This window comes from Citrobacter sp. VF227, assembly GCF_052950715.1.
This window is the reverse complement of record NZ_JBRFVF010000003.1, coordinates 309896-335898: the sequence shown is the minus strand read 5'-3', so window position 1 is coordinate 335898 and position 26003 is coordinate 309896. Positions and strand designations below refer to the sequence as shown.

Sequence of the window (26003 nt, the reverse complement as noted above, 5' to 3'; positions counted from 1 at the left end):
GACCAGCCGCTCAGTCCTGATTACGCATCTCAAAGCCTGTGATGCGCAATTGCGGGATATAACGATTGTTATGATAAACTCCCGCAATCACTCTCATGACAAGGTATATACTGGTCGATTATTGGTAGCGCTTACACGGAAATCTTCGCGCTTACCGGCATCAACAAGAGGGATGTTAATGCCTGATTTTTTCTCATTTATTAATGAAATACTCTGGGGATCGGTGATGATCTACCTCCTGCTTGGCGCAGGATGTTGGTTCACCTGGCGTACAGGGTTCGTGCAGTTCCGCTACCTTCGCCAATTTGGCACAAGTCTTAAAAACAGCATTAGCCCGCAGCCGGGCGGTTTAACTTCCTTCCAGGCTCTGTGCACCAGTCTTGCCGCGCGTATCGGTAGCGGGAACCTGGCTGGCGTAGCGTTGGCGATCGCCGCTGGCGGCCCTGGAGCCGTTTTCTGGATGTGGGTTTCAGCGGTCATTGGTATGGCAACGTCATTCGCCGAGTGCTCACTTGCCCAACTGTATAAAGAACGCGATAGCAATGGACAGTTTCGCGGTGGCCCTGCATGGTATATGGCACGTGGGCTGGGCATGCGCTGGATGGGCGTCCTTTTTGCCATTTTTTTACTTATTGCCTATGGATTGATTTTTAACAGCGTTCAGGCAAATTCCGTTTCGCGTGCGCTGACTTTTGCTTTTGATATTCCTCCCCTCGTCTCCGGTTTCGCACTGGCAATCACGTCATTAATTGTCATCGTCGGTGGCATCAAAGGCGTAGCTCGCCTGATGCAATGGTTCGTTCCGATGATGGCACTGCTGTGGGTCGGAGGTAGCATCATCATCTGTCTGTGGCATATCGAGCAGCTTCCCGACATTATCATCACCATTATAAAAAGCGCCTTTGGCTGGCAGGAAGCCGCAGCGGGTGCAGCCGGATATACGCTAAGCCAGGCTATTGCCAACGGTTTTCAGCGCGGCATGTTTTCTAACGAAGCCGGAATGGGATCTACGCCGAATGCAGCCGCATCGGCCGCATCCTGGCCACCGCATCCTGCGGCACAAGGCATTGTGCAAATGATTGGGGTATTAGGCGACACTCTCGTTGTCTGTACGGCCAGCGCGATGATTATTCTGTTGGCAGGCAATAGCACCAGCTATGTCCCTATGGAAGGCATCCAGTTACTCCAGAAAGCAATGGTAACGCTCGCGGGGGAGTGGGGAGCAGGATATGTGGCTTTTATTGTGATTCTGTTTGCCTTTAGCTCGATCGTCGCCAACTACATTTATGCGGAAAACAATCTCGTCTTCCTGAAACTGGACAATATCCGCGTCATCTGGCTATTGCGCATCGCCACCGTTTGCACCGTTATCGGCGGAACGTTTGTCAGCTTTCCGCTGGTCTGGCAGTTGGCCGATATTATTATGGCTTGTATGGCCATCACAAACCTGACGGCGATTCTGCTGCTTTCTCCGGTTGTGCATACCATCGCCAGCGACTATCTGCGCCAGCGTAAACTTGGCGTACGACCGGAATTTGATCCGCACCGTTATCCTGATATCAGACAACAACTTGCCCCCGAAAGCTGGGATGAAACGCCGCGCGGATAGCGCGGCAATCACAACCATCGATCAATTCTGTCGTTTTTTTTGCTAAAGTCGCAATAAATTTCCTGCAAGGACTGGATATGCTGATTCTGATTTCACCTGCAAAAACGCTCGACTACCAAAGTCCGCTGGCAACGACACGCCATACGCTACCCGAACTGCTGGATCACTCCCAGCAGCTTATCCACGTGGCGCGCCAGCTTTCTGCGCCGCAGATTGGCAAGCTGATGGGGATTAGCGACAAACTGGCGGATTTGAATGCCACGCGTTTCCATGACTGGCAGCCTGACTTCACCCCGGAAAATGCGCGCCAGGCCATTCTGGCGTTTAAGGGCGACGTGTATACCGGACTGCAGGCTGAAACCTTCAGCGAGGCGGATTTCGACTTCGCTCAGCAGCATTTACGGATGTTGTCCGGACTTTACGGTGTGCTACGTCCGCTGGATTTGATGCAACCTTACCGTCTGGAGATGGGCATTCGTCTGGCCAATGCGAAAGGTAAAGATCTCTACCAGTTCTGGGGAGATACCATCACCGATAAACTTAACGAAGCACTTGAAGCGCAAGGCGACAGCGTGGTGATTAACCTCGCTTCGGATGAGTATTTTAAATCGGTGAAGCCGAAAAAGCTTAATGCAGAACTGATCAAACCGGTCTTCCTTGACGAGAAGAACGGCAAGTTCAAAGTCATCAGCTTCTATGCCAAAAAAGCGCGCGGCCTGATGAGCCGCTACATCATTGAAAACCGCTTAACGCAGCCAGAACAGTTGACCGCTTTTAACAGCGAAGGCTATTTCTTTGATGAAGAATCGTCAGGGAAAGGTGAACTGGTGTTCAAGCGTCACGAGCAGTAGTGTACATGCCGGATGACGGCTAACGCCTCATCCGGCACAAGAATTACCCGCGGGTCATCATCAGCTTACGCAGTTGCGCAAAATCAGCTGGCAGATGATGCGAAAGCAGCGGCAAGTCTGCGCGTTCCGCCAGCTCTTTTGGCAGAGCCAGTTTCAGATCAAGAATCTCCTCAACGCTTTCTTTAAACTTCGCCGGATGCGCAGTACCGAGGAACAGGCCATACTCGCCAGGGTTTAGCTGATCACGCAGCGCACGGTAAGCCACCGCCGCATGCGGTTCAGAGGTGTAGCCTAACTCATGCAGCTCGCGCATCGTTTCCTGTGTCGTGACATCGTCAACGGCGGCGTAACCCAGCTCATTCAGACGCCAGATTTTACGGCGGAACAGTTCTTCCACGCGCGGCCAGTTGTTCGGCTGACTGACATCCATCGCATTCGACAACGTCGCCTGGGTTGCTTTCGGTGCCCACTCGCCTTGTGCAAGGAAGCGTGGAACCGTATCGTTGACGTTGGTCGCGGCGATAAAACGCTTCACCGGCAGGCCCAGTGATTTCGCCAGCAGCCCGGCGGTCAAATCGCCAAAGTTACCGCTGGGAACAGAAATAACCAGCTGATTTCGCGCCTCTTGCGGCAGTTGCGCCACGGCCTCAAAGTAGTAACAAATTTGCGCCAGCAGACGGCTGATGTTGATTGAGTTAGCCGAATTCAGCCCCAAAGCCACCTTCAGCTCTTCATCATCAAACGCCTGTTTAACCAGCGCCTGACAGGCATCAAAATCACCGTCGATGGCGACAGTTTTAATATTGCCGCCCAGCGTACAGAACAATTTTTCCTGTAATGGGCTGATCTTGCCATTCGGATAAAGGATCACCACTCGCACGTTTTTCAGGCCATAAAAGGCATGTGCAACCGCCGCCCCGGTATCCCCAGAGGTGGCAGTCAGAATCGTGACCGGTTTATCGCCGCTAATATGCGTCAGCATCTGCGCCATAAAGCGTCCGCCAAAATCTTTAAATGCCAGCGTAGGACCATGGAATAGTTCAAGACAGCCGACATCCGCGGCAACCTGAGCCACCGGCGCAGGGAAGGCAAACGCCGCACGTACGCGATCTGCAAGGACTTCCTGTGGGATCTCATCACCAATAAATGCGGAAAGGATCTTAGCGCTGCGGCTAACGAAATCCTGGTTCAGCATCTCATCGATTTCTGTCAGATTGAATTCCGGCAAATCGTGCGGAAAAAACAATCCCTGATTCTTGCCAAGCCCTTGCGTGACGGCCTGCGCAAAGCTGACCTGCTCGTTGTGATCTTTCAGATTATACAGTTTCATTGATTATCCCAGTACCCGTGCGCCCGCCGTGTCCAGCCGGCAAATATGAACAAAGCCTTCCTGATTTTGCAGGTAATTTTTATCCAGCCAGTCTGCGACACGCTGCGCCGTATCCGGCTTGTCGCATAACGCGAACAGCGTCGGTCCTGACCCGGAGATACCACTGGCCAGCGCGCCGATTTCCGCTACCGCCTGACGTGCCTGGCTAAAGCCTGGCAGCAAACGGGTACGGTACGGCTCAGCAATGACATCTTTCATCAGCTTCGCGGCAAGCGCTGGCTGACGGGAATAGCAGGCATGGATAAACCCAGCCAAATGCCGCCCGTGGGCAATACAGTCTTGTCGGCGATACTGCGCAGGTAAAATCGCCCGCGCTTCTGCCGTCGATACTTTAATCCCCGGATATGCCAGCACCCATAGCCACTCATCAAAGCCTGGCACCTGCTGGCTGATAATGCCGTTTTCTTCAATCATTAACTGCATGCCGCCCAAAAAGCACGGGGCAACGTTATCGTAATGAATACTGCCGGAGATACGCCCTTCCAGCTCGCCCATTATTGCCAACAGGCGCGTATCGTTGAGCGGCTTACCGCAATGTTCATTCATCGCGACCAGCGCTGCCACAACGGAACAGGCGCTGGAGCCTAACCCAGAGCCAATCGGCATATTTTTTTCCAGCGTCATCGCCACCGGAACGCTTTTACCCAGTTCCTGGCAGAAACGCTCCCAGCACTGGTAGACGATATTTTCTCGCGGCTCAGACGGCAGCTTATTAGCAAAGCGCCCGAGGTTGTTCAGGCTGAAATGGTCGGCCGCCTCAACGGACACCACATCGCCCAACAACGAGCCATCTATCGGGGTAACCGCCGCCCCGAGCACATCAAACCCGACGCTCATATTGGCACTGGAAGCCGGGGCATAAACTCTCACCATGTCAGACTCCTAACTTCCATGAAAGGGTACGTAGCAGGTCGGCGAATACGCCCGCCGCCGTCACGTCGTTACCCGCACCGTATCCGCGCAGAACTAACGGTAACGGCTGATAATAGTGGCTGTAAAACGCCAACGCGTTTTCACCGTTTTTCACTTTGAACAGCGGATCGTTGCCGTCTACTGCCTCTATTTTCACGCGGCAGACGCCGTCCTCTTCAATATTGCCAACATAGCGCAATACTTTCCCCTCATCACGGGCTTTCGCCACGCGCGCGGCAAAGGCGTCATCCAGCTGCGGTAATTTCGCCATAAATGCGGAAACATCACCGGAATCATCAAACTCTTTTGGCAGGACAGGCTCAATAACAATGTCTGAAAGCTCCAGCTCACGACCGGTTTCACGGGCGAGGATCAGCAGCTTACGCGCCACGTCCGTACCGGAAAGATCGTCACGTGGGTCGGGCTCTGTGTAGCCCAGTTCCCGCGCCAGAGTGGTGGCCCTGGAAAAGCTCATCCCCTCATCCAGCTTGCCGAAAATAAATGACAGCGAGCCGGAAAGAATGCCGGAGAAACGCTGCAATTCATCACCTGCGCTAAGCAGATTTTGCAGGTTTTCAATAACTGGTAAGCCCGCGCCCACGTTGGTGTCGTAAAGGAATTTACGCCGGGACTTCGCCGCAGCAAAACGCAGCTGATGGTAGTAATCCATCGACGAGGTGTTAGCCTTTTTGTTCGGCGTAACCACATGGAAGCCTTCACGCAGAAAATCAGCGTACTGATCCGCCACCGCCTGGCTTGATGTACAGTCGACAATCACCGGATTGAGCAGATGATATTCTTTCACCAGACGAATTAAGCGCCCAAGGTTGAATGGCTCTTTCGCGTTTTCCAGCTCAGCCTGCCAGTTTTCCAGATTCAAACCGTGGACGTTGGTCAGCAGGGCCTTCGAATTTGCCACGCCGCACACGCGCAGATCGATATGCTTCTTTTTAAGCCAGGTTTGCTGGCGTTTAAGCTGCTCCAGCAATGCACCACCCACCCCGCCTACGCCAATCACAAACACTTCAATCACCTGGTCGGTGTTGAACAGCATCTGATGGGTTACGCGCACACCAGTGGTGGCATCGTCGTTATTCACCACCACCGAAATAGAACGCTCAGACGAGCCCTGGGCGATAGCCACGATATTGATGTTAGCGCGAGCCAGCGCGGCAAAGAATTTCGCTGAGATGCCACGCAACGTGCGCATACCATCGCCCACAACTGAGATGATCGCCAGACGCTCAGTCACCGCCAGCGGCTCCAGCAGGCCTTCTTTCAGTTCGAGATAGAATTCATCCTGCATTGCGCGTTGCGCACGCGCGCAGTCGCCCTGCGGGACGCAGAAGCTAATACTGTATTCAGAAGAGGATTGCGTGATCAGCACCACTGAGATGCCCGCACGCGACATCGCGGCAAAAACGCGCGCCGCCATGCCTACCATGCCTTTCATTCCTGGGCCGGAGACGCTAAACATCGCCATGTTATTGAGGTTAGAAATACCTTTGACCGGCAAATCGTCTTCATCACTGCTGGCGCCGATCAGCGTACCCGGCGCTTGCGGATTGCCGGTATTTTTTATCAGACAGGGGATCTGAAACTGGGCAATAGGGGTAATGGTGCGTGGGTGCAGAACTTTGGCGCCGAAGTAAGAAAGCTCCATCGCTTCCTGATAAGACATCGATTTCAGCAATCGGGCGTCGGGAACCTGGCGCGGATCGCAGGTATATACGCCATCAACATCGGTCCAGATTTCACAACAATCAGCACGCAAACAGGCGGCCAGTACGGCGGCAGAGTAGTCGGAGCCATTACGTCCCAGCACCACTAACTCACCTTTCTCATTCCCGGCGGTAAATCCGGCCATCAGAATCATGTGGTCCGCAGGAATACGGCTGGCGGCAATACGACGCGTAGATTCAGCAATATCAACGGTAGATTCAAGGTAATGGCCTACCGCCAGTAATTTCTCGACCGGGTCGATAACCGTCACGTTGTGCCCACGCGCTTCCAACAGGCCTGCCATGATGGCGATCGACATTTTTTCGCCACGGCAGATAAGCGCGGCATTGATGCTGTCCGGGCACTGTCCCAACAGGCTGATGCCATGCAGGACGTGCTTAATCTGAGCAAATTCTTGTTCAACAAAGGCTTTGAGCGGAGCCAGCGGGAAGCCCGGTTGTGCTGCGGCCAACCCCACCAACAGCTCAGAGAAAATACGTTCGGCGTCGCTGATATTGGCTAAAGCATCCTGACCACCGATGGTCTTCTCAATCATCGCCACCAGATGGTTGGTAATTTTTGCGGGGGCAGAGAGCACGGTCGCAACCTGCCCCTGTCTGGCATTGCTTTCCAGAATATCGGCAACCCGCAGAAAGCGCTCTGCATTTGCCACTGATGTACCGCCGAACTTCAACACTCGCATGGTTTACCTCATTGCCTTTGGTCGAAAAAAAAGCCCGCACTGTTTAGGTGCGGGCTTTTTCTTGTGTTTCCTGTACGCGTCAGCCCGCACCGTTACCTGTGGTAATGGTGATGGTTGTGGTAATAGTGATGCTGATGCGTTTCATGATGTTGTGTGCTCTGTAATTATTTATTATCTGTCCTGTATTCTTTTAGGGTTAAAGTATCTGCTGACCTAAGTCAATAAATTTTTAAATTGATCACATTCCGAAACTTGTTCACGAGCGACTGCTTGCCCTTTTACTTTCAACCAATACAGCATGTCTCGCCCACTTGAATCCAGAATAAAAAACCAGAAATAAAAATATTAACAGCACTTTATTTTGTAAGATTTTTTTCTATATCATGTAAAAAACGGTGCAACATTGCGGTGTCTCGCTGCTCTAACAGACCCATTCGCTGTTGCAGCCAGTCCGTCAACTTAATGTCGTCAGAAACGTTCAGCGTGGCTAATAAACGCAAAACTCGTTCGCGCAATGCCTGTAGCTGATGCTCATCCGTTACCTCAATGTTTCTGGCCGGTTGTTGTATTAAACCTGCTAATTGATAGCAATACACCATCACCGCCTGCCCCAAATTGAGTGAAGGGTAGTCAGCTACCATAGGTACCCCGGTGAGTACATCCGCCAGAGCCAATTCTTCGTTGGTCAGCCCCGAATCTTCACGGCCAAAAACCAGTGCGGCATGATCCATCCACGTTGATTTTTCCTGCAACAGGGGAACCAGTTCGACCGGTGTGGCGTAATAATGAAACTTCGCCCGGCTACGCGCCGTGGTCGCAACGGTAAAATCAACGTCGTGAAGCGCCTCCGCTAACGTTGGAAAAACATTAATATTATCAATAATATCGCCAGAACCATGCGCAACCCATCGCGTGGCGGGTTCCAGATGGGCCTCACTGTCAACGATCCGCATCTGGGTGAATCCCATGGTCTTCATTGCACGGGCAGCCGCACCAATATTTTCCGCTCTGGCGGGGGCAACCAGAATAATTGTTAAACGCATTTCGATACTCTTTTGGCCTGTGTACAGGTAATAATGTGACGCACATCAACATATTACGCAGCGCGAATTTACATATTTTTAACAGAAGTCACTGAAAAAGCATTTCGCGTTCAGTAAAAAATGCTAAACTATTTCCAGGCTGCACTATTGCCTTATATGTTAACAAAAGTTGCATATCCTTCTGTTTATCCATGATAATTTAATTTAAAATGGTTCGCATTGGTTGGATTCATTACATTTATTAATTAGCGCGTGCAACTAGTTGTAATATTGAAATTTTGTGATGAAAGCAAACATTTGGATACGTTGATTTCATCAAACTGTTAACGTGCTACAATTGAACTTGATATATGTCAACGAAGCGTAGTTTTATTGGGTGTCCGGCATGTCTTAGCCTGTTATGTTGCTGTTAAAATGGTTAGGATGACAGCCGTTTTTGACACTGTCGGGTCCAGAGGGAAACTACCCACGACCAAGCTAATGATGTTGTTGACGTTGATGGAAAGTGCATCAAGAACGCAATTACGTACTTTAGTCATGTTACGCCGATCATGTTAATTTACGGCATGCATCAGGCAGGTCAGGGACTTTTGTACTTCCTGTTTCGATTTAGTTGGCAATTTAGGTAGCAAACATGCAGACCCCGCACATTCTTATCGTTGAAGACGAGTTAGTAACACGCAACACGTTGAAAAGCATTTTCGAAGCAGAAGGCTATGATGTATTCGAAGCGACAGATGGCGCGGAAATGCATCAGATTCTCTCTGAATATGACATCAACCTTGTGATTATGGATATCAATCTGCCTGGGAAAAATGGCCTGCTGTTAGCGCGCGAACTCCGCGAACAAGCTAACGTTGCGCTGATGTTCCTGACGGGCCGTGATAACGAAGTCGATAAAATTCTCGGCCTCGAAATCGGCGCAGACGATTACATCACTAAGCCGTTTAACCCGCGCGAGCTGACTATCCGTGCTCGTAACCTGCTGTCCCGTACCATGAACCTGGGTACTGTCAGCGAAGAACGCCGTAGCGTCGAAAGCTACAAGTTCAATGGCTGGGAGCTGGACATCAACAGCCGCTCTCTGATTGGTCCTGACGGCGAGCAGTATAAACTGCCACGCAGCGAATTCCGTGCCATGCTTCACTTCTGTGAGAATCCGGGCAAGATCCAGTCTCGCGCAGAGCTGCTGAAAAAAATGACCGGTCGCGAACTGAAGCCGCATGACCGTACCGTTGACGTGACTATCCGCCGCATTCGTAAACATTTCGAATCAACGCCGGATACGCCAGAAATCATCGCCACTATTCACGGTGAAGGCTACCGTTTCTGCGGCGACCTGCAGGATTAATTCAATCCTCACAGGTAAAAAAACGGCGCTTTATGCGCCGTTTTTCATTTTTCGTTTCCCCAGCGCCCTATTTCCACAAGCGAAACTCGTCGCTCTTCGCAGGCTGAGGCTCCGGAAGTTCTGTAGACTTTGCCCTAGGTTTTGGCTGCGCCAACGAGTGCCAGTCAAGATGACGCGTCAGAAACATCACTCCGCACAGCGCGAGCAACAACACGCCTGTTCCCAGCAGTAAAGAGCTGTCCTGTGAACGGAGCAGCACCCACATCACACCATCCAGCGCCAGCAACGCCACGGTGAACAACATACTGTTACGCCATCCCAGTATCGCCTGAAGGTACACGCCGTTCATCAACGCACCCACCAGGCTTGCCGTGATCCACGCGGCGGTAAAACCAATGTGTTCCGACAGCGCCAGCTGCAGCAGATAAAACATCACCAGCGACAGCCCCACCAGCAGATACTGCATAGGGTGCAAACGCAGGCTGGTCATACTTTCAAGCACGAAGAAAAACATGAAGGTCAGCACAATCAGTAAAATGGCATATTTTGTTGCCCTGTCCGTTAACTGATACTGATCTGCAGGCGTGGCGACGGCGACGCTAAACGCCGGCATGCCCAGCCAGCCAATCTTTTCGTCGTCAAAGCGCTCACCGAGGTTATTCGCGAACCAACTGCTTTGCCACTGGGCCTTGAATCCGGATTCGCTGATTTCACGCTTAGCCGGGAGAAAGTCACCAAGAAAACTGGGATGCGGCCAGTTGCTGGTTAAGGTCATTTCACTATTACGCCCCACCGGAACGACCGAGAAATTTCCTGTTCCGCTCAAATTGAGCGACAGCGTCATGCTCAGATTTTTCTCCGCCCAGCTCACGTCGGGTAACGGAATGTGGATCCCTTGCGCACGTCCATCCAGCCCCGTCCCCGGTTCAACCGCCAGCGGCGTTCCATTGACCTGCGGCGTATTTACCACACCAATCCCGCGCGCATCCCCCACGCTAACCACAATAAACGGTTTGCCGACGCTGACATTGGGATGGTTTAAATCACTCAACCGTTCGGCGTTAAACTCGGCCTTCACCGAGAGGTCATTGTGCCAGACCTGCCCCTCATAAATACCGATTTTACGCGCTGCAACGTTCTGATTCCCCTCAACCACCAACGACTCCGGCAGCCAGAAATGGATATAGCTTCGCTTACGCTGGATCTCTTTGCCATCCTCCAGCGAGGTATAAAGCTCTGTGACCGGAATGGCTATCAACGGGCCGACCATCTTTTGCGGTCCGCTGGTGCTCTGGCGGATTGCATCTTCAACGTCATCACGATAATCGGATCGCTCAACGATTATCTGCCTGACCATCGTGAGTGGAATTAACAGCAGCAATATTGCGCCACCTAAGGTGACAACTTTCCAAAACAGGGGTGATTTAAACATAGCGTTCTCCTTTGCAATTTCAGCAAGGTAGAACAGCTATGTGCGCAGAATTTGAAGTTATGTGAAGTGACGGTGAAGTGTAAACGAGGCCTGTGCGCCACCTTCAGGTCGGTTGCATAATGTCACCGTACCTGCATGCAGTCGCGCAACTTCGCTGACAAACGCCAGTCCCAACCCGCTGCTCTTGTGCCCATTCTCACGGGGCAACGAGTAGAAGCGCTCAAAAATACGCGGTAACGCAAAGTCAGGGATGCCGCTGCCGCTGTCGATGACCCGCAACGTGACCTGATCCTCCTGCTGATGCGCGCTCAGCGTAATTACCCCATCCTGTGGCGTGAAGTCGATAGCGTTGTCGAGCAAATTCCCCAGAGCCTGCTCCAGCAACGCAAGATCGGCAGCGACGCTAAGAGATGAAGGCATAATGGTTAACGTGATGTTTTTTGCCGCCAGCTGCACGCTACGCGCCTCTTTAAGCTGGGTAAAAAGCGCATCTACCGCCACTGGCGTCAACGTAATGTCCTGTCGATTCTCCAGTCGCGCCTGCCGTAGCAAGGTTTCAACCAGCGCCTGCATGCGCGCATTTTGCGTCAGAATATTATCAGTAAAGCGCGCAACCACGTTTGGCGGCGGGCCTTCGCGCAAAATCTCAGCCGCACCGCGAATGGCCGCCAGCGGGCTTTTCAGTTCATGCGTCAACGCATACACATATTGCTCAATATAATTCTTGCCCTCCAGCTTCAAACGCATACTTTCCAACGCCTGCGCCAGTTTACGTAGCTCACTACTACCTAAATCTGGCAGCGGGACGGGGCGATTTTCGGTGACAGAGTCGGCATAGCGCGCCAGTCGGGCAATGGAGCGGTTTATCCACCACACCATCCCAAAGCCAATCACTAAGGCAATGCCCAGCAATACGGCGCTGGCCCACAGCATCCGCCGTTCACTGCGTTTAATCACCGGTGCCATTGCCGCATTCGGCTTACCTACGCTCAGCACCCCGATAATACGCCCGCCGTCCACGATCGGTGCGGCAACGTACATCACCGAGCTTTCCGGATCGTCCGGATTTTGCGGCGTGCTACGAGCGCCGTATTGCCCGCGTAGCGTTAACCACACGTCGTTCCAGCGGGAGTAGTCCTGACCGACGGCCTGGTTAGCTGAATCAAACACCACCTTGCCCTGCGCGTCCGTCATGTAGACATGGTATTCATTACGTACTTTGTTAATGCCGCTGATATTGGCGCGGAATGGGCGGTTATGCAGCTGTGAAAAGGCCTGCGCCAGCTTGCCGTTGGTAGGTGAGTCAGAGAGTAAGTCATCACGTGCCAGCGCGGCCAGCAGCGTGGCGGTATCAATTAAAGTGCCTTCGGTCGCCCGGCGAACGCCTGGCTTAATTTCCTGTACAAAGATCGACAAAACGAACCAGGCGGCGACGGCGACAATCAGAAAATAGCCGAGCAGCAAACGCATACCAATGCGCATCAGACGCTCCTCAGGCTGTATCCCATACCGCGATGCGTATTGATGGGGGAAAGCTCGGGGTTGATGGCCCGCAGCTTGGCGCGCAGCGTTTTGATGTGGGTATCAACCGTTCTGTCAAAGGTATCCTGCGCATCGGCCCAGACTAAATCCATCAACTGCTGGCGAGAGTAGATGCGACCTGGCGACATCAGCAAGGTTTTTAGCAACAGAAATTCATAGCGCGTCAGGTTTAATGGCATACCGAACCAACTGATCTGCGCGGCCAGCTCATTAAGTTCAAAATCCCCACAGCGCGTCGTCGATGAAGGCACGGAGAATTTTTGCACCCTCCGCAGCAGCGTACGCACGCGTGCGCACACTTCGCGCGGCGAAAAAGGCTTGGCAACATAGTCATCCGCACCAATTTCCAGCCCCAGCAGGCGATCAACTTCATCGCTGCGCGCAGTCAAAAAGAGAATCGGTAGCGCCGGATGGCGTTCCAACAGGCGTCGGCACAGTTCAAAACCGCTGATATCCGGCAGTCCGACATCCAGAACGATCGCATCAGGGCATCGCTGGCGAGATTTTTCCAGCACGGGTAACCCGCGCTCAAACGCTTCGACGCTAAAGCCTTCCTGTTGCAGCATGTAGATAAGCGTATCGGCGATGCCCTGCTCATCCTCCACCAACCAGATCAACGGCTGTTGCATTTTGCTTCCTTGTTATTGCCGCCACGGCATAATCGGTACCGCGCTGATGGCATTTTTGGGCGATCCATCGACCACTTTATCTGAATAGGCCAGATAGGCCAGCGCATTACGTTTTGCGTCGTAAAAACGCACAACCTGTAAAGATTTAAACACCAGCGATGTCCGTTTTTTAAATACCACTTCGCCCTGCGCTTTGCCGTTCTTGATTCTGTCGCTCAGTTCTACCGGCCCCACCTGCTGACAGGAGATCGCGGCATCAGAGGTATCTTCCGCCAGCCCCAATCCACCTTTGATGCCGCCGGTCTTCGCACGACTCACATAGCAGGTCACATTGGTCACATCCGGATCGTCAAACGCTTCGACCACAATTTTATGATCCGGGCCAAACATTTTGAATACCGTATCAACCGATCCAATCTGCTCCGCATGGGCGGCCTGCGTCAACATCAGCAGAATTGAGGAAATGATTAAGCTCTTATATTTCATATTGTTACCATTCTTAAATGTTGCACTGTGTAATAATTCGACATTCTAAGATAAAACGTATACAGATCACAGGATTACAATAATTACGTTTTCGTATGTCCGAAAAAAGCATTTATGAGCAAAAAAAACACTGAATGCTAAAACAACAAAAAATGCTATTATCCACATACCTGACGTCAGGTACTCGTTGTTGAAAGGATGAGGATATTATATGGATCAGGCTGGCATTATTCGCGACCTGTTAATCTGGCTGGAAGGTCATCTGGATCAGCCTTTGTCGCTTGACAATGTGGCGGCAAAAGCAGGCTATTCCAAGTGGCACCTGCAGAGAATGTTTAAGGACGTGACGGGCCATGCTATTGGCGCCTATATCCGCGCCCGTCGTTTATCGAAATCCGCAGTGGCGCTACGCCTGACTGCGCGTCCGATTCTGGATATTGCCCTGCAATATCGCTTCGACTCTCAACAAACCTTTACCCGCGCGTTCAAGAAACAGTTTTCCCAGACGCCTGCGCTGTATCGTCGCTCGCCGGACTGGAGCGCGTTCGGTATTCGCCCACCAATGCGACTGGGTGAATTTGCTATGCCGGCGCATGAGTTTGTCACGCTGGAAGATACGCAACTGCTTGGCACCACACAAAGCTATTCCTGCTCGCTGGAACAGATTTCGGATTTCCGTCATGAAATGCGTATTCAGTTCTGGCGCGATTTCCTCAGTCAGGCTCCTGCGATCCCTCCGGTGCTGTACGGGCTAAACGAAACGCGTCCGAGCATTGAAAAAGATGACGAGCAGGAAGTGTTTTACACCACTGCGCTAACGCCGGAACAGGCCAATGGCTATGTGCCATCGGCGCAGCCTATTCTGTTACAGGGCGGCGAGTACGTGATGTTCACCTATGAAGGGCTGGGGACCGGCGTGCAGGAGTTTATCCTGACGGTGTATGGCACATGCATGCCGATGCTGAACCTGACGCGCCGTAAAGGGCAGGATATCGAGCGATACTACCCGGCAGAAGATGCCAAAGCGGGAGATCGCCCGATCAACCTGCGCTGCGAGTTCCTGATTCCGATTCGCCGCTAACGCTGCAGTTCATCCAAAGCAGGGGCGTCAAGATGAGAGATGTCCCCTGCCGTTTCAACTACCCATCCCGGCGCCAGCCACAAACTTTCCTGGTAATCGACACGAGAAATAGAACAGTTGCGCAGACGCAGGCGACGTTCAGCCCATGCCGGTAATCCCAGAATCGTACTCACCAGGCAACCCAGCGCGATACCGTGACTGACCAGCAACGGACGACTCCCCGGCGGCAGTTCCAGACAGGATGCCAGCGCCGCGTTAACGCGATCGCTCAGTTCCTGCATCGATTCCCCCTCCGGAATACGACCATCAACAGTACCGTTCACCAACTGGCGACGCCAACCCTCTTCCTCCGGCGTCAGCGTATCGATATGACGTTGCTCCAGCACGCCCATATTCAGTTCGCGCAGGCGGGAGTCATAGGCGATATCACAGCCGCAGGCCTGGGCTATGATTTCTGCGGTGCGTCGTGTACGACCTAAATCGCTACTGATGACATGCGTAATACCAAACGAGCGGGCGCGTTCACCCACCTGCATGGCTTGCTGCTCACCTTTAGCGGTCAGTGGGCTGTCTGACTGGCCTTGAATACGTCGCTCGGCGTTCCACTGCGTTTCGCCATGGCGAACAAGGTATACCTGTAACATGCTTTTTTTCCGTTATACTGCGATGCGATGAATTTTCAAACTGAGCTTAATTATGCACAAGGTTATCTCTGCGACCACCAATCCTGCCAAAATTCAGGCAATTCTGCGGGCATTTGAAGAGATTTTCGGGGAAGGATCCTGCCATATTGAACCCGTCGCCGTCGAGAGTGGCGTACCGGAACAGCCTTTCGGAAGCCAGGAAACGCGCACTGGCGCACGAAATCGCGTTGATAACGCGCGTCGCCTGCACCCGCAGGCTGATTTCTGGGTCGCTATTGAAGCGGGAATCGACGATGACGCCACCTTCAGTTGGGTGGTGATTGATAACGGCGTCCAGCGCGGCGAAGCCCGTTCAGCCACGTTGCCATTGCCTGCTGTCATTCTCGACAGAGTACGCCAGGGTGAAGCGCTCGGCCCGGTAATGTCGCAGTACACGGGCATTGACGAGATTGGCCGTAAAGAGGGTGCAATCGGCGTCTTTACCGCCGGCAAGCTGACGCGCTCAAGCGTCTACCACCAGGCGGTGATTCTGGCGCTCAGTCCGTTTCATAACGCGGTGTATTTATAGCATTGTGCCGGATGTTCAATCGTAGGCCGGGTAAAGCAAAGCTGCATCCGGCGGATCAATTTTTACCGAGCAATACCTGCTCCAGCCAATGACGCAGATCCACCGGTGCGGATTTGAGGCTATTCGAACCCCGCGTAATGGTGGCAATCCCCGCCCCAAGCTCATTTTTCAACTCGCGCTGGCTCATCTCACCGCGCAGCAACTCTTCTATGATCCGCACGCGCGTGCCCAACGCTTCGCGCTCATCCGGCGTTAACATCAAGTTGAGCAGCGGCAGGTGTAAGTCTTGTTCATAGGCGTGTTTAAGCAGATCGACAAAACGTAACCACTCCTGGTGACGCTGTTCTGCCATCTCTGCTGAATAGGGTGATTGTTGAGTCATAAGTTATCGCCATCGTTGCGGGGGGAAGCGAGCTTGCCTCCCCCTTTGTACTCTTTAACGAGTACAATAGCATAACACAACCTACGCGATCAGTAACGACGTTGCCATTCTGCGTCGCTCATCAACTCCGGTTTATCGCCGAGGAAATAGCGATAGTACGCATCATAAGCCAGTACGTTCTTCACGTAGCCCCGCGTTTCTGAGAATGGAATGCTCTCGACAAACGCGACCGCATCGATACGGCCCGCGCTATTGCCAAGCCAGGTACGAACGCGCCCCGGACCGGCGTTATAAGCCGCCGACGCAAAAATGCGGTTATTGCCGAATTGCTGATACACATACTGTAAATAGCTGGTACCAATGTTGATGTTGGTATCAGGATCCAGTAGCTGGCTCGGGCTGCTGTAACCCGGAATCGAGAACATTTTCACCGTATGCGTCGCCGTGCCCGGCATAATCTGCATCAACCCGCTGGCGCCAACCGGCGATTTCACTTTCGGGTTCCAGGCGCTCTCCTGACGCGCTATCGCCATCGCATAGCTTGGCGTAATATCCTTGCCGCTGGTATAGCGGGTAAACAGATCCTTGTAGGCCAATGGGAAACGCTCTTCCAGATGATCCCACAACCTTCCGGCGATCGTGGCCTGTACGCTTAGATCCCACCAGTGATTGTTGAACGCGTAGCGCGCCAGTTGAGCCTGCTCGGACTTCGTGCGGCTGGTGACCAGATTCGCCCATTCACTGCGTGCAGTATTATCCATGTTCCAGTACATCAGCTCGCGTACGCGCGCCATTTCCGGTCCCTGAGTTAGCGCAGAGTCAACGTTGTCTGGCGCTTTATCCACTTTCAGCGCGTACTCTTCGCCCAGACGCTGTGCCGCAACCATTGGATAGAAACCGCGCTGCTGCATGAGCTGGTGCAGGATCTCTTTGGCTTCCGCTTCACGTCCGCGCTCCAGCAACAGATCCGCCTGCCAGTAGCGCCATTCATCTTTTTCTTTGGCTTCCATTGGCAGGCGCGCCAGCCAGGTATTCAGGCCACGGCGATCGCCGGTTCCCAGCGCCATGCGCACGCGGCGCTCCACAAGCGTCGTGGAATTCGAGCGCATAATGGCATCATCGCGCCATTTTGCCTGCTCGTCGGTAACGTCATTGCCCATCAGCCGCCAGGCAACAATATCGCGCAGCTCCTGGGTTTGCTCGTCATTCAACTGCTGCGCCTGCACCAGCGAGGGGATCATCAGGCGGGCATTTTCCGCATCCTGACGCGCCACGCTTGCAAAGGCAACCGCCGCCATCTGGCGGGTAAAATCAGTGGCTCCAGTGGTGCGAGCAAAAGTCATTACCGAATTCGGATCGTTGGCCAGCGCGATGATCGCTGAAGCGATGGTTTGATATTCTGCGGGCATCTGTCCGGCCAACGCCGTGACCAGTCCGGTATTCCCGGCTTTCATCGCCAGACGAATACGCTCCAGATACGCCAGCGGATCCTGGGTGCCTGAGGCACGCCATACGCCGAATAATTTGTCACAGGCGTTCGGCTGACTTTTTCCGCTCAGCCACAGTTCTTTCGCCCCCTGCCAGGCTTCTTCAGTTTGTCCGGTACTCCATTTCGCGAAGTAATAGTTACATTGCGCTTCGGTGGTGCCCGGTTTTTCTGGGCTGAACGCCAGCAACCCACGCCAGTCTTCGCGGCGCGCCAGTTCATTCACGAAACGCGATTGCAGAGTACGCGCGGGCGGCAGTGTCGGGTTGGCGCGCACAAAATTGGTGACGGTAATGGTGGGCTGATTCATCAGATCGTCAGTGATCTGGCGATATTCCAGATACGGATACAGAGGATAGTTCTTCAGGCCAGGCATCATCTGTTCTACGACATCCATCTGTCGGTTATCCCAGGCCTGCTTAATTTGCGCATAGCGATTGCGCTGCTCATCCAGGGAATCCGCTCGCGCTACTTGACTGACCGTCAGCAGACATACGCTGGCAGCCAGCAGGCGCCAGGTAAATTGTTTGGCTTTGTCCACAAGCTCTTCCTCTTCTCATGTTACGTCTGTGCAGCATCATGCCGCTTAATTCATTCATGCTAACCAGACATTGCAGAATGCGCCACGTCACGGACACTTTTTTACTTTTGTTGCGAGTGAGATCTGCTGGCTGGGATTGGACAATGAAAAAGGCTACACTTCGCCTTTGATAACTATTTACCAATAATTAGCCCTAAATAATTCAAGTTGCAGCAAGGCGGCGAGCAAGTGAATCCCCTGAGCGTACAAAAGTACGTGACTGGGATGAACGACACAGCCAACGTATCTGCGGCTTGAAGTATGACGGGATAAACATAGAGGCGAGTCCAACGTGGCCCAATTCGTTTATACCATGCATCGTGTCGGCAAAGTCGTTCCGCCGAAACGTCATATTCTTAAAAACATCTCACTGAGCTTCTTCCCTGGCGCCAAAATCGGTGTACTCGGTCTGAACGGCGCAGGTAAATCTACTCTTCTGCGCATCATGGCCGGCATTGATACCGATATCGAAGGGGAAGCTCGCCCACAGCCAGGCATTAAAATCGGTTACCTGCCGCAGGAACCGAAACTGAACCCGGAACATACCGTTCGCGAATCCGTTGAAGAAGCGGTTGCTGAAGTGGTTAACGCGCTGAAAGGCCTGGATGAAGTGTACGCGAAGTACGCCGAACCGGACGCTGACTTCGATAAGCTGGCCGCGCAACAGGGCAAGTTTGAAGAGATTATTCAGGCGCACGACGGTCATAACCTGAACGTGCAGCTTGAGCGTGCCGCTGACGCTCTGCGTCTGCCGGACTGGGATGCCAAAATTGAAAATCTTTCCGGTGGTGAACGCCGCCGCGTCGCGCTGTGCCGCCTGCTGCTGGAAAAACCAGACATGCTGCTGCTCGACGAACCGACTAACCACCTGGACGCCGAATCCGTCGCGTGGCTGGAACGCTTCCTGCACGACTTCGAAGGCACCGTGGTGGCCATTACCCACGACCGTTACTTCCTCGACAACGTAGCTGGTTGGATTCTGGAACTTGACCGCGGTGAAGGTATTCCATGGGAAGGCAACTACTCCTCCTGGCTGGAGCAGAAAGATCAGCGTCTGGCCCAGGAAGCCTCTCAGGAAGCGGCTCGCCGTAAATCCATTGAGAAAGAACTGGAGTGGGTTCGTCAGGGCGCGAAAGGACGTCAGTCTAAGGGCAAAGCCCGTCTGGCACGCTTTGAAGAGCTGAACAACACTGAATACCAGAAACGTAACGAAACCAACGAGCTGTTTATCCCACCTGGAGCACGTCTGGGCGATAAAGTCGTTGAAGTCACCAATCTGCGTAAATCCTACGGCGATCGTGTGTTGATTGACGACCTGAGCTTCTCGGTACCGAAAGGCGCTATCGTCGGCATCATCGGTCCGAACGGTGCGGGTAAATCAACCCTGTTCCGTATGATGTCCGGTCAGGAACAGCCTGACAGCGGCACCATCACGCTGGGTGAAACCGTTAAGCTGGCCTCCGTTGACCAGTTCCGTGACGCCATGGACAACAGTAAAACCGTGTGGGAAGAAGTGTCCGGCGGGCTGGATATCATGAAGATCGGCAACACCGAAATGCCAAGCCGTGCCTATGTGGGCCGCTTCAACTTCAAAGGTGTGGATCAGGGTAAACGCGTCGGCGAATTGTCCGGCGGTGAGCGTGGTCGTCTGCACCTGGCGAAGCTGCTGCAGGTTGGCGGCAACATGCTGCTGCTCGATGAACCAACTAACGACCTGGATATCGAAACCCTGCGCGCGCTGGAAAACGCCCTGCTGGAGTTCCCGGGCTGTGCAATGGTTATCTCGCACGACCGTTGGTTCCTTGACCGTATCGCGACCCATATTCTGGATTATCAGGATGAAGGTAAGGTGGAATTCTTCGAAGGCAACTTTACCGAATACGAAGAGTACAAGAAACGCACGCTGGGCGCGGATGCGCTGGAGCCGAAGCGTATTAAGTACAAACGTATTTCGAAGTAATTACCGTTAAGCGCCGGATGGCGGCGTGATGCCTTATCAGGCCTACGAGGTTAGTGCGACTTGTAGGCTGGATAAGCGCGGCCCCATCCGGCATTTAAACTATCTCTGCTCGCCCATCAACTCTTTCACCAACTCCACGCAGCGCAGGAAGCGACCATCGTAGTCCGGCTCCTGAACGTGCACAAAATTGATATTGTTCTCCTGCAGCATCTCGACCAACAGCGTCTGAAACGCTTTTCTGTCAACCGAGCTGCCAAGGCTGCGCAAACCATCTGCCACCCATGGGGTGTTGTTTTCCAGCAGGATCACCAGGTCAAAGCGATACTCGTCAATCAGCGCCTGCACAAACGGGTGTTCACGCCCTTCGTACTTTTTGCAGAAGGCCTGAGTAGTCACGAAATCGGTGTCGATGAAAGCCACTTTATTGGCATACTTAACAGCAAAATCAATGTATTGCGCTTGTCCCAGAGCGATTTTATCGTAGTCGGAATACTGCAACGCCATCTCATCGCCGCCCAAATGGGAGAAAACGTAATCACGCCCATATTCCCACGCACTGGTGGTGTTAAAAATGTTGGCAAGCTTGTTTACCAGCGTCGATTTTCCGCTCGACTCCCCGCCGAGGATCGCCACGGTGCGCACGAAAAACGGCTTCACTTCGGTGGGAATATACTCCCAGTAGCGAAACGGGTTCTCACGGATTTGCCCGCCGCTGATGCTCATAAACGTCCGCTTGGGATCCACCAGCACGGTTTCGATCCCCAAATGTTCGAGGTACTGCGGAGCATCTGACTCTTCAGAGGTGTAGATCCAGTTTGGCTGGATCCCTTTCTCCTGCATAAACGTTTTTATCCCGTTGCTCCACACATCCCACCCGTGTGGATACGGCTCCATGCCCTCTTCGTTGAAGGCATGAATTCGGATATTTTTCTGATACTTAAAGGTTTGTAGCAGCCAGCGTAGACGATCGGGCACCGTGGGCTGTTGCGACATGGCGCTGTCTTCAAACAAGCTTCTATCGCGCGTGTCGTCATAGCCCATGATGATATGCAGTTCATCAACCTGACTGCAGGCGCGCTGGATAAGATAGATATGGCCGGTATGCAGCGGATAAAACTTTCCGAATACCACACCGATATTTTTCTGCTGGCGTGGAAACTCCAGCCCGAGAAAACGGTGCAACGCCTCCAGCTTTTGCGCGCTGGGGCTTTTAATTTTGGCATTCAACAGTTGGCTTAGATATCCCTTGGTCATGCCACTGGCATCCGCCACCTGTTGCAGGGTACAGCCCTTTTGCTTAATGGCGGTTTTCAGATAATCAAATGACACAAGAGCCTCCTGCTGAAAAAATAAACGTTATACCCAATGCCGCCGGAAAGACGGCGGGTATTTTATTATAGGTCGTCAAACACGCTTAACGCATCTGCAAGCTTCTTAACGCCAAAGACCTGCATCCCTTCCGGCACTTTTTTCGGTACGTTGGCGGCGGGAACAATCGCCCGACGAAAGCCGTGCTTCGCCGCTTCTGAAATACGCTCCTGACCGCTGGGCACAGGGCGGATTTCTCCCGCCAGACCCACTTCACCAAAGACCACCAGATCCTGCGGCAACGGCCTGTCGCGCAGGCTGGACACCATTGCCAACAGCAGTGCCAGGTCGGCGCTGGTTTCCGTAACCTTTACGCCGCCGACCACGTTGACAAACACGTCCTGATCCGCCATCTGCAAGCCGCCATGACGATGCAACACCGCCAGCAAAATCGCCAGACGGTTTTGTTCCAGACCAACCGCCACGCGGCGCGGGTTTGCCATCATTGAGTGATCGACCAGCGCCTGAATCTCTACCAGCAGCGGGCGCGTGCCTTCCCAAACCACCATCACCGAACTACCGGAAGTGACTTCATCGCCACGGCTTAAAAAGATTGCAGAGGGATTGCTAACTTCGCGCAGCCCCTGTTCGGTCATGGCAAAGACGCCCAGCTCATTCACCGCGCCAAAACGGTTTTTATGGCTACGCAGAGTGCGGAAACGCGAATCGGCGTCACCGTCGAGCAACACTGAGCAGTCAATACAGTGCTCCAGCACCTTCGGCCCGGCCAGAGAACCGTCTTTGGTGACGTGGCCGACCATCACAATCGCCACGCCGCGCGTTTTGGCGAAGCGCGTCAGGTAAGCTGCGGTTTCACGCACCTGCGCCACGCTGCCCGGCGAAGACTGAATGTCCGCCATATGCATCACCTGGATGGAGTCGATCACCATCAGCTTCGGCTGTTCTTCTTCAGCGATCAGGCAAATTTGTTCGATACTGGTTTCCGACAGCATGTTCAGGTTCGCTGTCGGCAGGCCAAGTCGATGCGCGCGCATCGCCACCTGTTGCAGCGACTCTTCGCCGGTGACGTACAGGGTTTTCATCTGCTCGGCAAGCCTGCACAGCGTTTGCAGCAGCAGCGTTGATTTGCCCGCGCCGGGGTTACCGCCAATCAGTATGGCGCTGCCGGGCACCACACCACCGCCGAGTACGCGGTCGAACTCTTTGAATCCGGTAGAAAAACGCGGCAGTTCCTCAAGGCTGATGTCAGAGAGCTTCTGCACTTTTGCGACGCCTGCATTTCCGGCATAGCCGCTGAGTCGCTCGTTGCGCGCCACCGTTGGCGACGCGGCAAGACGCACCTCGGTTATGGTGTTCCAGGCCTGACAGGCGCTGCATTGCCCCTGCCAACGCGGGTAATCGGCCCCGCATTCATTACAAACAAAGGCGCGTTTAGGAGCTTTTGCCACGTTTTACCTCATTATTTCTGATTCATGCTGCCAGAGAGAATGCAGAACACGCCCATCAGGTCAGCGTGACGGATAGTAATCTCCGTCTTTTCATTCACTTTGGGTTTCGCATGATACGCAATGCCCAGCCCGGCCGTTTTGATCATCGGCAGATCGTTGGCACCGTCGCCGATCGCCACCGTCTGCGCCATCGGGATCTCATATTCTTGCGCCAGGCGGGTCAGCGTACTGGCTTTATACTGCGCATCGACGATATCGCCGATCACGTTGCCAGTGAATTTACCGTCCATGATCTCCAGCTCATTCGCCACAGCTGCCGTCAGGCGCAGCTTGTTACGCAGATAATCGGCAAAGAAAGTAAACCCGCCGGAAGCGATAGCCACTTTCCAGCCAAGCGTTTCCAGTTTTAACACCAGCTGAGTCAGGCCAGGCATCAGCGGCAATGTTTCTCGCACCTGGTGCAAAATGTTGGCATCAGCCCCCTTCAGCGTCGCCACGCGGCTGCGCAGGCTGGCGGTGAAATCAAGCTCGCCGCGCATCGCGCGTTCGGTGACTTCGGCAACCATTTCACCGGTCCCGGCCAGTTTGGCAATTTCATCAATGCATTCGATCTGGATAGCCGTTGAATCCATGTCCATCACCAGCAAACCCGGCGTGCGCAAATGCGGAATTTTGCCCAGCGGGGCAACATCCAGTTTGGCATCATGCGCCAGTTTTGCCGCACGCGGCGTTAACGAGCCCGCCAGACGAATCACCTGATAATCCTCAACGCACCACGCCGCTACGATCACCATCGCCGCGCCCAGTTTGCTCTGGTATTGCGTTAAACGCTGTTTATCCAGCCCACGACCGTACAGCAGCCAGCCACTGCGGCCTGCGTGGTAATCCAGCGGCATGACTTCATCACCGCTTAAAGAGAGAGGCAGACCTGGCCACAGAGAGACATCTTCAGGTAGATCGCACCAGGTAATGTTAGGCATTAAAGCTCCTGTAAAATCGTTCGGGTCGGAATCATCAGGGGAAAATAACGCATGAGGCTACCCTGTAACCAGCGCTTCTGGCAACATTAAGTCTCAAATTTTCAGCAGGTGGAATATGGCTCGCACAAAACTGAAATTCCGACTTCATCGTGCAGTGATTGTATTGTCCTGCCTTGCGCTGCTCGTCGCGCTGATGCAAGGCGCATCCTGGTTCAGTCAAAGCCACCAGCAGCAGCGTAATCCGCAGCTTGAAGAGCTGGCCCGCACGCTGGCTCGCCAGGTCGCGTTAAACGTCGCCCCGCTGATGCGTACCGAAACGCCGGATGAAAAGCGCATTAAAACGGTGCTCACCCAGTTGACGGAGAGTAGCCGTATTCTGGATGCGGGCGTGTACGATGAGCAGGGAGACCTGATCACGCGCACCGGTGAGAGTGTCAACGTTCGTGACCGACTGGCGCTCGACGGTAAAAAAGCCGGGGGCTATTTTAACCAGCAAATTGTCGAACCCATTCAGGGAAAAAATGGACCACTGGGCTATCTGCGCCTGACGCTGGATACCCATACGCTTGCCACTGAAGCCAAGCAGGTAGATAACACCACCAACATCTTGCGCCTGATGCTGCTTCTGTCACTGGCAATTGGCGTGGTGCTCACCCGTACTTTATTGCAAGGCAAGCGTACTCGCTGGCAGCAATCCCCTTTCCTGCTGACCGCTAACAAACCGGTGCAGGACGAAGATAAAGATTAATCAGAAAAGGAAATCGCTATGTCCACACTACGCCTGCTTATCTCCGATTCTTACGATCCATGGTTTAACCTGGCGGTTGAAGAGTGCATTTTTCGCCAGATGCCCGCCACGCAGCGCGTCCTGTTCTTATGGCGGAACGCCGATACGGTGGTGATTGGCCGGGCGCAAAACCCGTGGAAAGAGTGCAACACCCGCCGGATGGAGGAAGATAACGTGCGACTTGCCCGTCGCAGCAGCGGCGGCGGCGCGGTGTTCCATGACTTAGGTAATACCTGCTTTACCTTTATGGCCGGGAAACCGGAATACGACAAAACTATCTCCACCGCGATAGTCCTCAATGCGCTGAATATGCTGGGCGTAGAAGCTGAAGCCTCCGGGCGTAACGATCTGGTGGTGAAAACGCCGGACGGCGATCGTAAAGTCTCTGGTTCTGCTTATCGTGAAACGAAAGACCGTGGATTCCACCACGGCACGCTATTGCTGAATGCCGATCTCAGTCGCCTGGCAAACTATCTCAATCCCGATAAAAAGAAACTTGCCGCCAAAGGCATCACTTCAGTTCGCTCGCGCGTGGCAAATTTGACCGAGCTATTACCGGGCATCACTCATCAACAGGTTTGTCAGGCCATCACGGAGGCCTTTTTCGCCCACTACGGCGAACGCGTAGAAGCCGAGATTATCTCCCCGGACAAAGCGCCGGATCTGCCGAACTTTGCCGAAACCTTTGCCCGCCAGAGCAGTTGGGAGTGGAACTTTGGTCAGGCGCCAGCCTTCTCGCACCTGTTGGACGAGCGTTTCACCTGGGGCGGCGTTGAACTGCATTTCGACGTTGAAAAAGGGCATATCACGCGTACGCAGGTGTTTACCGACAGTCTCAATCCCGCGCCGTTAGAAGCGCTGGCGGGTCGTCTGCAAGGATGCTTGTACCGTGCGGATATGCTGCAACAGGAGTGCGAGGCGCTGCTGGTTGATTTCCCGGAGCAAGAAAAAGAGTTACGCGAGCTGTCGGCATGGATTGCCGGCGCGGTGCGTTAAGCGCAGGCCTGAAAATGCCGGATGGCGGCGACGCCTTATCCGGCCTGCGAGAACAATGTTAAGCCCGGTCAGCGCAGCGCCACCGGGCACAA

24 protein-coding genes and 1 other annotated feature are annotated in these 26003 nt (G+C 53.5%); of the genes, 8 read left to right on the top strand and 16 right to left on the bottom strand.

Annotated features, from left to right (window positions below; all coding sequences use genetic code 11):
• Window positions 1-178: 178 nt before the first annotated feature.
• Window positions 179-1609, top strand: a complete 1431-nt coding sequence (locus ACU8YC_RS13985) for an alanine/glycine:cation symporter family protein (RefSeq protein ID WP_151216686.1) — start codon at window positions 179-181, stop codon at window positions 1607-1609.
• 77 nt (window positions 1610-1686) lie between these two features.
• Complete coding sequence (gene yaaA / locus ACU8YC_RS13980) at window positions 1687-2460, top strand: peroxide stress protein YaaA (RefSeq protein ID WP_187253702.1); 774 nt, start codon at window positions 1687-1689, stop codon at window positions 2458-2460.
• Window positions 2461-2503: 43 nt separating this feature from the next.
• Here the strand turns inward: yaaA and thrC are convergent, their stop codons facing one another.
• The 6 genes from thrC to yjjY all read right to left on the bottom strand — a co-directional run bounded on the left by thrC (window position 2504) and on the right by yjjY (window position 8769).
• Complete coding sequence (thrC, locus tag ACU8YC_RS13975) at window positions 2504-3790, bottom strand: threonine synthase (RefSeq protein WP_446895457.1); 1287 nt, start codon at window positions 3788-3790, stop codon at window positions 2504-2506.
• Between the two features lie 3 nt (window positions 3791-3793).
• Window positions 3794-4723 carry a homoserine kinase gene (gene thrB, locus ACU8YC_RS13970; RefSeq protein WP_151216685.1) on the bottom strand — a complete coding sequence of 310 codons (930 nt, stop codon included), beginning with the start codon at window positions 4721-4723 and terminating at the stop codon, window positions 3794-3796.
• A gap of 1 nt (window position 4724) precedes the next feature.
• The gene (gene thrA, locus ACU8YC_RS13965) at window positions 4725-7187 is read right to left on the bottom strand and encodes a bifunctional aspartate kinase/homoserine dehydrogenase I (RefSeq protein WP_187259125.1); all 2463 of its coding nucleotides are present in this window, start codon (window positions 7185-7187) and stop codon (window positions 4725-4727) included.
• A gap of 23 nt (window positions 7188-7210) precedes the next feature.
• Window positions 7211-7337 (bottom strand) — a sequence feature (Thr leader region).
• Window positions 7267-7332 (bottom strand): thr operon leader peptide, encoded by a 66-nt coding sequence (gene thrL / locus ACU8YC_RS13960; RefSeq protein ID WP_032337689.1) that lies wholly within the window; start codon window positions 7330-7332, stop codon window positions 7267-7269. (Overlaps the previous feature by 66 nt.)
• 206 nt (window positions 7338-7543) lie before the next feature.
• Window positions 7544-8230, bottom strand: a complete 687-nt coding sequence (locus ACU8YC_RS13955; protein ID WP_151224530.1) for a tRNA/rRNA methyltransferase — start codon at window positions 8228-8230, stop codon at window positions 7544-7546.
• A gap of 398 nt (window positions 8231-8628) precedes the next feature.
• Window positions 8629-8769: a YjjY family protein gene (gene yjjY / locus ACU8YC_RS13950; RefSeq protein ID WP_042998021.1), complete on the bottom strand. Its 141-nt coding sequence runs from the start codon at window positions 8767-8769 to the stop codon at window positions 8629-8631.
• Between the two features lie 95 nt (window positions 8770-8864).
• On the opposite strand from yjjY, the gene arcA reads away from it, so the two are divergent.
• Window positions 8865-9581: a two-component system response regulator ArcA gene (gene arcA / locus ACU8YC_RS13945; RefSeq protein ID WP_001194359.1), complete on the top strand. Its 717-nt coding sequence runs from the start codon at window positions 8865-8867 to the stop codon at window positions 9579-9581.
• A 67-nt stretch (window positions 9582-9648) separates the two neighbouring features.
• On the opposite strand, the gene creD is transcribed toward arcA, so the two are convergent.
• The 4 genes from creD to creA are packed head-to-tail and all read right to left on the bottom strand — an operon-like array spanning window position 9649 to window position 13670.
• Entirely contained in the window at window positions 9649-11013 is a 1365-nt protein-coding gene (gene creD / locus ACU8YC_RS13940) for a cell envelope integrity protein CreD (protein WP_151224529.1), read from the bottom strand.
• 57 nt (window positions 11014-11070) lie between these two features.
• Window positions 11071-12495 carry a two-component system sensor histidine kinase CreC gene (gene creC, locus ACU8YC_RS13935; protein ID WP_151216682.1) on the bottom strand — a complete coding sequence of 475 codons (1425 nt, stop codon included), beginning with the start codon at window positions 12493-12495 and terminating at the stop codon, window positions 11071-11073.
• Window positions 12495-13184: a two-component system response regulator CreB gene (gene creB, locus ACU8YC_RS13930; RefSeq protein ID WP_151216681.1), complete on the bottom strand. Its 690-nt coding sequence runs from the start codon at window positions 13182-13184 to the stop codon at window positions 12495-12497. Before creB ends, creC begins: the two co-directional genes overlap by 1 nt.
• A gap of 12 nt (window positions 13185-13196) precedes the next feature.
• A complete protein-coding gene (creA, locus tag ACU8YC_RS13925; RefSeq protein ID WP_151216680.1) occupies window positions 13197-13670 on the bottom strand; it encodes a protein CreA in 474 nt (157 codons plus the stop codon).
• Between the two features lie 211 nt (window positions 13671-13881).
• On the opposite strand from creA, the gene robA reads away from it, so the two are divergent.
• The gene (gene robA / locus ACU8YC_RS13920; RefSeq protein WP_151216679.1) at window positions 13882-14751 is read left to right on the top strand and encodes an MDR efflux pump AcrAB transcriptional activator RobA; all 870 of its coding nucleotides are present in this window, start codon (window positions 13882-13884) and stop codon (window positions 14749-14751) included.
• Here robA and gpmB read toward each other — a convergent pair.
• Window positions 14748-15395, bottom strand: coding sequence for a 2,3-diphosphoglycerate-dependent phosphoglycerate mutase GpmB (gene gpmB, locus ACU8YC_RS13915; RefSeq protein WP_151216678.1), 648 nt, complete (start codon window positions 15393-15395; stop codon window positions 14748-14750). The genes robA and gpmB overlap by 4 nt on opposite strands.
• Before the next feature lie 52 nt (window positions 15396-15447).
• On the opposite strand from gpmB, the gene yjjX reads away from it, so the two are divergent.
• Window positions 15448-15963, top strand: a complete 516-nt coding sequence (yjjX, locus tag ACU8YC_RS13910; RefSeq protein WP_038637026.1) for an inosine/xanthosine triphosphatase — start codon at window positions 15448-15450, stop codon at window positions 15961-15963.
• 55 nt (window positions 15964-16018) lie between these two features.
• Here yjjX and trpR read toward each other — a convergent pair whose 3' ends face one another.
• Both trpR and sltY read right to left on the bottom strand, forming a co-directional pair.
• On the bottom strand, window positions 16019-16345 hold the full coding sequence (gene trpR, locus ACU8YC_RS13905) for a trp operon repressor (RefSeq protein WP_005123945.1): 327 nt from the start codon (window positions 16343-16345) through the stop codon (window positions 16019-16021).
• 89 nt (window positions 16346-16434) lie between these two features.
• Window positions 16435-18372 carry a murein transglycosylase gene (gene sltY / locus ACU8YC_RS13900; RefSeq protein WP_286541119.1) on the bottom strand — a complete coding sequence of 646 codons (1938 nt, stop codon included), beginning with the start codon at window positions 18370-18372 and terminating at the stop codon, window positions 16435-16437.
• 331 nt (window positions 18373-18703) lie between these two features.
• Here sltY and ettA point away from each other — a divergent pair, with 331 nt between their 5' ends.
• Window positions 18704-20371 (top strand): energy-dependent translational throttle protein EttA, encoded by a 1668-nt coding sequence (ettA, locus tag ACU8YC_RS13895; protein ID WP_003019019.1) that lies wholly within the window; start codon window positions 18704-18706, stop codon window positions 20369-20371.
• Window positions 20372-20470: 99 nt separating this feature from the next.
• Here the strand turns inward: ettA and nadR are convergent, their stop codons facing one another.
• The 3 genes from nadR to serB all read right to left on the bottom strand — a co-directional run bounded on the left by nadR (window position 20471) and on the right by serB (window position 24128).
• The gene (gene nadR / locus ACU8YC_RS13890) at window positions 20471-21700 is read right to left on the bottom strand and encodes a multifunctional transcriptional regulator/nicotinamide-nucleotide adenylyltransferase/ribosylnicotinamide kinase NadR (protein ID WP_126319332.1); all 1230 of its coding nucleotides are present in this window, start codon (window positions 21698-21700) and stop codon (window positions 20471-20473) included.
• Window positions 21701-21765: 65 nt separating this feature from the next.
• Entirely contained in the window at window positions 21766-23148 is a 1383-nt protein-coding gene (radA, locus tag ACU8YC_RS13885; RefSeq protein ID WP_001728171.1) for a DNA repair protein RadA, read from the bottom strand.
• A gap of 11 nt (window positions 23149-23159) precedes the next feature.
• Window positions 23160-24128 carry a phosphoserine phosphatase gene (gene serB, locus ACU8YC_RS13880; RefSeq protein WP_003019027.1) on the bottom strand — a complete coding sequence of 323 codons (969 nt, stop codon included), beginning with the start codon at window positions 24126-24128 and terminating at the stop codon, window positions 23160-23162.
• Between the two features lie 115 nt (window positions 24129-24243).
• Between serB and ACU8YC_RS13875 the strand changes: the two genes are divergently transcribed.
• Both ACU8YC_RS13875 and lplA read left to right on the top strand, forming a co-directional pair.
• Window positions 24244-24876, top strand: coding sequence for a YtjB family periplasmic protein (locus ACU8YC_RS13875; RefSeq protein WP_151216676.1), 633 nt, complete (start codon window positions 24244-24246; stop codon window positions 24874-24876).
• Window positions 24877-24894: 18 nt separating this feature from the next.
• Window positions 24895-25911 (top strand): lipoate--protein ligase LplA, encoded by a 1017-nt coding sequence (lplA, locus tag ACU8YC_RS13870; protein ID WP_151216675.1) that lies wholly within the window; start codon window positions 24895-24897, stop codon window positions 25909-25911.
• The last annotated feature ends 92 nt before the right edge of the window (window positions 25912-26003 follow it).